At 36.7% G+C, this 294-nt stretch carries 1 rRNA gene; it reads right to left on the minus strand.

Features of this window, described 5'->3' with window-relative positions:
* Positions 1–206 precede the first annotated feature (206 nt).
* Positions 207–294: ribosomal RNA gene (gene rrf, locus LQ694_RS15490) — 5S ribosomal RNA — on the minus strand; the annotation flags it as partial.

Consider the following 294-nt stretch of genomic DNA (forward strand, 5'->3'; position numbering starts at 1 on the left):
TGATTGGTTAAGCCAATCACTCTGAAGTACTTTTAGTACTCAATTATTGGAATTAACGTTGACATATTGTCATTCAGTTTTCAATGTTCATTTTGTCTCACAAGAATCTATTATACACTTGTTATATTCTCGTGTCAACATTTAATTCAATTTATTTTTCAAGAAAATTTCAAGAAAAAAAGACCCAAGGGTCAAAATCGAATTTTGCCCGGCAACGTCCTACTCTCGCGGAACGTAAGCCCAACTACCATCGGCGCTAAAGAGCTTAACTTCTGTGTTCGGCATGGGAACAGG

The sequence above is a fragment of the Mammaliicoccus sp. P-M58 genome (genome assembly GCF_022386165.1).
GTDB classification, from domain to species: domain Bacteria; phylum Bacillota; class Bacilli; order Staphylococcales; family Staphylococcaceae; genus Mammaliicoccus; species Mammaliicoccus sciuri.